At 71.7% G+C, this 6826-nt stretch carries 6 protein-coding genes; 3 read left to right on the top strand and 3 right to left on the bottom strand.

Features of this window, described 5'->3' with window-relative positions:
- Nucleotides 1-137: 137 nt before the first annotated feature.
- Nucleotides 138-1835, top strand: a complete 1698-nt coding sequence (locus AOK08_RS41050) for a flavin monoamine oxidase family protein (RefSeq protein ID WP_055535572.1) — start codon at nucleotides 138-140, stop codon at nucleotides 1833-1835.
- A 10-nt stretch (nucleotides 1836-1845) separates the two neighbouring features.
- Here the strand turns inward: AOK08_RS41050 and AOK08_RS41045 are convergent, their stop codons facing one another.
- Nucleotides 1846-2775 (bottom strand): LLM class F420-dependent oxidoreductase, encoded by a 930-nt coding sequence (locus tag AOK08_RS41045; RefSeq protein ID WP_055535570.1) that lies wholly within the window; start codon nucleotides 2773-2775, stop codon nucleotides 1846-1848.
- Nucleotides 2776-2864: 89 nt separating this feature from the next.
- Entirely contained in the window at nucleotides 2865-3539 is a 675-nt protein-coding gene (locus tag AOK08_RS41040) for a DUF5995 family protein (RefSeq protein WP_055535568.1), read from the bottom strand.
- Between the two features lie 175 nt (nucleotides 3540-3714).
- On the opposite strand from AOK08_RS41040, the gene AOK08_RS41035 reads away from it, so the two are divergent.
- Together AOK08_RS41035 and AOK08_RS41030 are read left to right on the top strand one after the other, a co-directional pair.
- Nucleotides 3715-4896: a glycoside hydrolase family 6 protein gene (locus AOK08_RS41035; RefSeq protein WP_055535576.1), complete on the top strand. Its 1182-nt coding sequence runs from the start codon at nucleotides 3715-3717 to the stop codon at nucleotides 4894-4896.
- 200 nt (nucleotides 4897-5096) lie between these two features.
- On the top strand, nucleotides 5097-5507 hold the full coding sequence (locus tag AOK08_RS41030) for an acyl-CoA thioesterase (RefSeq protein WP_055535574.1): 411 nt from the start codon (nucleotides 5097-5099) through the stop codon (nucleotides 5505-5507).
- Here AOK08_RS41030 and AOK08_RS41025 read toward each other — a convergent pair.
- A complete protein-coding gene (locus tag AOK08_RS41025; protein ID WP_055535566.1) occupies nucleotides 5467-6678 on the bottom strand; it encodes an MFS transporter in 1212 nt (403 codons plus the stop codon). The genes AOK08_RS41030 and AOK08_RS41025 overlap by 41 nt on opposite strands.
- Nucleotides 6679-6826: the final 148 nt, after the last annotated feature.

The following is a 6826-nucleotide window of genomic DNA, read 5'->3' as shown; positions in this document are numbered from 1 at the left end:
GTGAGGTGAGGTGGCGCGAGGGGGGAAGCGGGGCTCAGACGAGGGAGCCGTACAGGCCGGGCCGGCGGTCCTGGAGATACGGGTTCGCCTCGCGCCACCTCACCTCACCTGTACCGCCCGCAAGGAGTCCGCACCCCATGACGTCCACGGTGCCCACCGCCGTCCAGCACGCCGACGCGCAGCAGCCGCCGATCACCATGTTCGGGCCGGACTTCCCCTACGCCTACGACGACTACCTGGCCCACCCGGCCGGCCTCGGGCAGGTGCCCGCGACCGAGCACGGCACCGAGGTCGCCGTCATCGGCGGCGGGCTGTCGGGGATCATCGCCGCCTACGAGCTGATGAAGATGGGCCTCAAGCCCGTGGTGTACGAGGCCGATCGGATCGGCGGACGGCTGCGGACCGTCGGGTTCGACGGCTGCGACCCCTCCCTCACGGCCGAGATGGGCGCGATGCGCTTCCCGCCCTCCTCCACCGCCCTCCAGCACTACATCGACCTGGTGGACCTGGAGACCCGGCCGTTCCCCAACCCCCTCGCGGAGTGCACCCCTTCGACGGTCGTCGACCTCAAGGGCGAGTCGCACTACGCCGAGACGGCCGACGACCTGCCGCAGGTCTACCGCGATGTCGCCGAGGCCTGGAACACCTGCCTCGAAGAGGGCGCCGACTTCTCCGACATGAACCGGGCCCTGCGGGAGCGCGACGTCCCGCGCATCCGCGAGATCTGGGCCCGGCTCGTCGAGAAGCTCGACAACCAGACCTTCTACGGCTTCCTCTGCGACTCCGAGGCCTTCAAGTCGTTCCGGCACCGCGAGATCTTCGGCCAGGTCGGCTTCGGGACGGGCGGCTGGGACACCGACTTCCCCAACTCGATCCTGGAGATCCTGCGGGTCGTCTACACCGAGGCCGACGACCATCACCGGGGCATCGTGGGCGGCAGCCAGCAACTGCCGCTGCGGCTCTGGGATCGCGCCCCCGGGAAGATCGTCCACTGGCCGTACGGGACCTCCCTGGCGTCCCTGCACGTGAACGGCGTACCGCGCCCCGCCGTGACCCGTCTGCACCGCACGGCCGGCAACCGGATCACCGTCACCGACGCGGGCGGCGACATCCGCACCTACCCCGCGGCGGTCTTCACCGCCCAGTCCTGGATGCTGCTCTCGAAGATCGACTGCGACGACTCGCTCTTCCCGATCGACCACTGGACGGCCATCGAGCGCACCCACTACATGGAGTCCAGCAAGCTCTTCGTGCCCGTCGACCGGCCCTTCTGGCTCGACAAGGACGAGTTCACGGGGCGGGACGTGATGTCCATGACCCTCACCGACCGTATGACGCGCGGGACTTACCTTCTCGACGACGGTCCGGACAAGCCCGCCGTCATCTGTCTCTCGTACACCTGGTGCGACGACAGCCTCAAGTGGCTGCCGCTGTCCGCGAACGAGCGGATGGAGGTCATGCTGAAGTCGCTCGGCGAGATCTATCCGAAGGTCGACATCCGCAAGCACATCATCGGCAACCCGGTCACCGTGTCCTGGGAGAACGAGCCCTATTTCATGGGCGCGTTCAAGGCCAACCTGCCCGGCCACTACCGTTACCAGCGGCGCCTGTTCACCCACTTCATGCAGGACCGGCTGCCCGCCGACAAGCGGGGCGTCTTCCTCGCCGGTGACGACATCTCCTGGACGGCGGGCTGGGCCGAGGGCGCCGTCCAGACCGCGCTGAACGCGGTCTGGGGCGTCATGCACCACTTCGGGGGAACGACCGACGCGACCAACCCGGGGCCGGGTGACGTCTACGACGAGATCGCGCCCGTCGAACTGCCGGAGGACTGAGAGGGACCGCTCAGATCCCGGCCGCCCGTGCCGCGTCGTACAACTCGGCGGCCAGGTCCTTGAGTTCGGCCGCGTCCCGCGGGGCGTCGCCGAACTCGAAGAAGAACTCGTCGAGGCCGATCTCGGCGTGGGCGGCGAGGTCGGTCACGATCTGGTCGATGCTGCCCTGGAAGGGCTGGCGGTCGTCGCCGTCGTACGCCTTCGCGGTGTACGTGAGGTTCACCCGGACCGCCGTTTCGATCGGCCTGGTGCGGCCCTTCTCGGCGGCGAGGTCCTGCACCTGCCGCCACTGGGCGGCGAGTTGCTCGGCGCCCATGGCGATCGGGTTCCAGCCGTCGCCGCGTTCGACGAGGCGGGTCAGGGACTTCTTGCTGAACGCGGGCAGGAATATCGGGATCGGGCGAGCGGGCTTGGGGCCGACCACGGCCGACGCTATCTTCGTCAGCTCGCCGTCGTACTGGACCGGGTCCGGGCCCCAGACCGCCCGGCACACGTCGAGGATCTCGTCCAGGACCCGGCCGCGCTCGGCGAACGGGGCCACCCCGGCGGCGGCGTACTCGTCGAGGGACCAGCCGGTGCCGAGGCCCGCCACCACCCGGCCGCCGCTGGCCGCGTCCAACGTGCCCAGCGTGCGCGCCAGTTGGAAGGGGCCGTGCAGCGGGGCGACCAGCACGCTGGTGCCGAGGCGGGCGCGCTCGGTGGCCGTGGCGGCCAGCGTCAGCGTCACCAGCGGCTCGGCGAGACCCCGGTAGAGGTCGGGCCAGGGGACGCCCTCCATGCCGTACAGGCCCTGGGTCGCGGGCTCCGGGAACAGGGCGCGTTCGAACACCCACAGGCTCTCGTAGCCGATCTGCTCGGCCGTGCGTGCCACGTCCGGCACATCGCGTCCGATCTCGTACTGGTGTGACTGCGGTAGACCAAGTCCCAGGCGGACAGCCATGCTTGTGCTCCTTCGCAACAGTTGCTTACGCCGTCGAACGTACAACGTTCATCTACTTCTGGCGGAAGTTCTGCGCCGGAGTGGCTGGATCAGGTCGGTAGTGGTGTGAGGATCATGCGGCCCGCGAAGCCGACCGCCGCGTCCAGACGGTCGGTGAACTCCTCGGCGACATCGGGCAGTCGGCGAAGTGCCCACAGCGCGCGGGCCGCCGACCAGGTGGCGGACCGGGCCCGCTCCAGGCTCCACGCGCCCACCAGATGGGTGAGCGGATCGGCGATCTGGAGCAGATCGGGACCCGGCATCAGCTCCTCGCGGATGCGCTCCTCCAGCGAGACGAGCAGATCGCCCACCCGCTCGAACTCGTCCTCCAGATCGGCCGGTTCGCAGTCGAGCGTACGACAGGTGTCCACGACGGCCAGCGCCAGATCGTGCCCGATGTGCGCATTGATGCCCGCGAGCGCGAACTGCAGCGGGCGTACGCCGGGATGACGGCGGAACTGGAGCAACGGGCGCCAGCAGGCGGGCGCGTGGTCGTCCTCGGCCACCCGCAGATACCGCTCGGCGAACCGCACGTCCAGGGTGATCGCGGCCTCGGCGTCGGGGAACGCGCCGGCCTCCAGACGACGGTCGAAGGCCTCGGTGACGGCGAGGTAGACGCGGTTGAAGACCGCCAGCCCGTCACGCGGCGGCAGATGCGCCTCCAGCGCGCGCATACGGGAGATGACATCGTCGACGGAAGTGGTGAACTGTTCCAATTGCACCATGAGGGCAGGGTCCCAGTCCTAGGCTGGCGCATGTGCCGCCGGGCCGGACGCTTCCCCAGAACGGGGGAACGCGCCCGTCGCGGCCGAAGGAGGGGAGCTGTACGTGTCAGGCTCGCGCGCCCAGCGCCTGGCCGCGCGCCGGGCCGAACGCAGGCGCGCCGCCCGGCGTTCCGTCATGGTCGCCGCCGCCTCCGTCGTGGTCGCGGTCGGCACCGCGACCGGGCTGCTCTCCGCGCTCGACGAGGGCGGTGGCGGCGGCGGTGCCGACGAGGCGAGGACCGAGGTGACCAGTTCCCCCCTGCTCGCCCCGCCGCCGTTACAGACGTCGCGGACGCCCGCACCGAGCGCCGCCGAGTCCAACTCGCCCTCCCCGTCCGCCCGTACGACGGAACCGGAGGCGGAGGCGAAGCCACTGCCGAGGACGAGGCAGCCGAGCCGCACGCCCTCGCCGACCGCTCCGCAGGCCGAGGCGGAGCAGGCGCCCGTCCCGGTGACCAGCCGCCTCTACCGCTACCCCGACTCCCATGTCCTCGACTGGGTCGGCGCCCACCGCGACGATCCGCGTCGCCCCGTCATCGAGGCGGAGATCGCGAAACGTCCGGCGGCCGTCTGGTTCGCGGACTTCTCGCCCTCGACGATCACCGCCCGGGTCCGCGCGGTCACCGCGGGCGCGGCGGGTGCCGACCGGGTCCCGGTGCTCGTGGCGTACGCCGTGCCGGACCGCGACTGCGGCGGCGCATCCCAGGGCGGCGCGCCCGACCTCGGCGCTTACGACGACTGGATCGACGCCTTCGCGGCCGGCCTCGGCTCCGGCGAGGTCATCGTGATCCTGGAGCCCGACTCGATCGCCCTGTCCGACTGTCTCTCCACCGGTCAGCGCACCGCCCGTTTCGCCTCGCTGGCCCGTGCGGGCCGCGTCCTCAAGGCCGCGGACCCAGGCGCCCGCGTCTACTACGACGCGGGCCACTCCGGCTGGAACCCGCCCGCCAAGCAGGCGGCCCTGCTCCGTCGCGCGGGCGCGGCCTCGGCCGCGTCCTCCGACGGCGTCTTCAGCAACGTCTCCAACTTCCACCGCACGGACGACGAGATCGCCTACGACCGACAGGTGCTCGACGCCCTCGGCGGCCCCGCCGGCCTCGGCGCGGTGATCGACACCAGCCGCAACGGCAACGGCGCCCCGGCCGACGGCGAATGGTGCGACCCGGCGGGACGGAAACTCGGCCGGGCACCGACCACGAACACCGGTGCTGCACGGATCGACGCCTATCTGTGGGTCAAGCTGCCGGGGGAGTCGGACGGCTGCAAGGGCGCCGCCGGTACCTTCACCGCGTCGTACGCCTACGACCTGGCCCGCTGACCTGCACAGAAAGGGATTCGCGGCCCTCCGGAGGGCCGCGAAGGACAATCTGAGCGTCCGCTTAGGATGGGCGCGCGCGGATGACCGCACACGCATCCGCGTCCGCCACCCGTCCCGTACGCCCAGGAGCCCCGCCCGTGACCACCGAAGCCGCCGCGCACATACCCTCCGCCGATCCGCACGGCCCGTACGGGCGGCTGATGCCCGTCACCGTCCACTTCGACGACCTCGACTCCCTCGGCATGCTCCACAACGCCCGCTACCCGCTGCTCGTGGAGCGCGCCTGGAGCGCCCTGCTGCACGGATACGGCTTCACCTTCGACGGCGACTGGGCGGCGTCCGGCGACTTCTGCAACGTGGTCCGGGAACTGCGCATCGGCTACGAGGCACCGGTCACCCGGCCCGGCGAGTACGCCGTGCACCTGTGGCTGGAACGCCTCGGCACCACCGGCCTCACCTACGGCTTCCGGTTGTGCTCGGCCGACGGCGAGGCGACGTACGCGCGGGGCACCCGGGTACTGGTCCGGCTCGACGCGGGCACCCTGCGGCCCACCCCCTGGAGCGAGCGGTTCAGGGCCTGCGCTCGGGAACTGCAGCGCTCGGCGGACTGACCTTCGGTCGGTCCCGGTCACCGGCCCGCAGCACCCCCGCGAGCCCGGCGAGCCCGCCGACCAGCACCGTGACCAGCCCGAACGACACCACCAGGCTGGTCGCCTGGGCGAGCGTCCCGATCGCGCCCGGCGCGACCAGGCCCGAGGTGTACGTGATGGTGGCGACGCCCGCGATGGCCTGACTGGGGTTGGGGCCGCTGCGGCCCGCCGCCGCGAAGCACAGCGGGACGACGACGGCGATACCGAGCCCCAGCAGCGCGAACCCGGTCATCGCCGTCGCGGGATTCTCCGCGACCACGATGAGCGCCCCGCCGAACACGGCGAGCGCGCCGCCCGCCCGGACCGTGCGCACCGCGCCGAAGCGGTTCACGACCGCGTCACCGGCGAACCTGGCCCCCGCCATCGTCAGCATGAAGCCGGTCGTGCAAGCCGCCGCCAGACCGGCCGAGGTGCCCAGCTCGTCCCGCAGATACACCGCCGACCAGTCCAGACTCGCCCCCTCCGCGAACACGGCGCAGAAGCCGATCGCGCCGATCAGCAGCGCCGACCTGGGCGGCAACGCGAACCTCGGGGGCGGCTCCTCGTCGTCGGCGGGGCGCAGATCGAGCACCCACCGGCAGGCGGTCACGCCGACCACCGTGAGGATCGCCGCCGCCAGCACATGATGCAGCCGCGCGTCCGAGCCCAGATGGGCGGCGAGAGTGCCGCCCGCCGCGCCGGTCAGCGCGCCCGCGCTCCACATTCCGTGCAGACCGGACATGATCGACCTGCCCAGCCGGTTCTCGACCTCGACGCCCAGCGCGTTCATCGCCACGTCCGCCATGCCGGCCGTGGCGCCGAAGACGAACAGGGCGAGGCAGAGAGTGGGGAGGTTCGGGGCGAGGGACGGCAGAGCCAGGGTCAGCGTCCAGAGCGCGATCAGACCGCGCAGCGCCGTACGGGCGCCGAACCGGTGACCGACGCGGCCCGCGAGCGGCATCGCGAGGGACGCGCCGAGCGCGGGGAACACCAGCGCCAGCCCCAACTGCCCCGCCGTGACCGAGGCGTGGTCCTGGATCCACGGCACCCGGGTCGCGAACGAGCCGGTGACGGCACCGTGCACGGCGAAGACGGCGGCCACGGCGTACCGGGCGCGCCTCACCTCGTGTCGGTCGTACAGCACTGAACTCATTCTGCGGCCCCTTCCCCGGATCGGATCCCGCGGCGTCGCGCAGGCGTCGACCGCGCGCTGCCGTAAACTATCAGGAACCCTGCCTGATAGATAGCGGGATATCAGCTGTCCATAGCCGCCCAAAGCCCGCCCCGGCCCGCCCCCGGCC

Origin of the sequence: Streptomyces graminilatus, from assembly GCF_001418565.1 — a bacterium.
GTDB lineage: Bacteria > Actinomycetota > Actinomycetes > Streptomycetales > Streptomycetaceae > Streptomyces > Streptomyces graminilatus.
This window is presented reverse-complemented; position numbering and strand designations above follow the sequence as displayed.

Excerpts from the sequence above, each read along its gene's own strand:
- AOK08_RS41030 (WP_055535574.1), top strand. The coding sequence starts at position 5,097 with ATGCCCGTCACCGTCCACTTCGACGACCTCGACTCCCTCGGCATGCTC.
- AOK08_RS41025 (WP_055535566.1), bottom strand. The coding sequence starts at position 6,678 with ATGAGTTCAGTGCTGTACGACCGACACGAGGTGAGGCGCGCCCGGTAC.
- AOK08_RS41040 (WP_055535568.1), bottom strand. The coding sequence starts at position 3,539 with ATGGTGCAATTGGAACAGTTCACCACTTCCGTCGACGATGTCATCTCC.
- AOK08_RS41045 (WP_055535570.1), bottom strand. The coding sequence starts at position 2,775 with ATGGCTGTCCGCCTGGGACTTGGTCTACCGCAGTCACACCAGTACGAG.
- AOK08_RS41050 (WP_055535572.1), top strand. The coding sequence starts at position 138 with ATGACGTCCACGGTGCCCACCGCCGTCCAGCACGCCGACGCGCAGCAG.
- AOK08_RS41035 (WP_055535576.1), top strand. The coding sequence starts at position 3,715 with ATGGTCGCCGCCGCCTCCGTCGTGGTCGCGGTCGGCACCGCGACCGGG.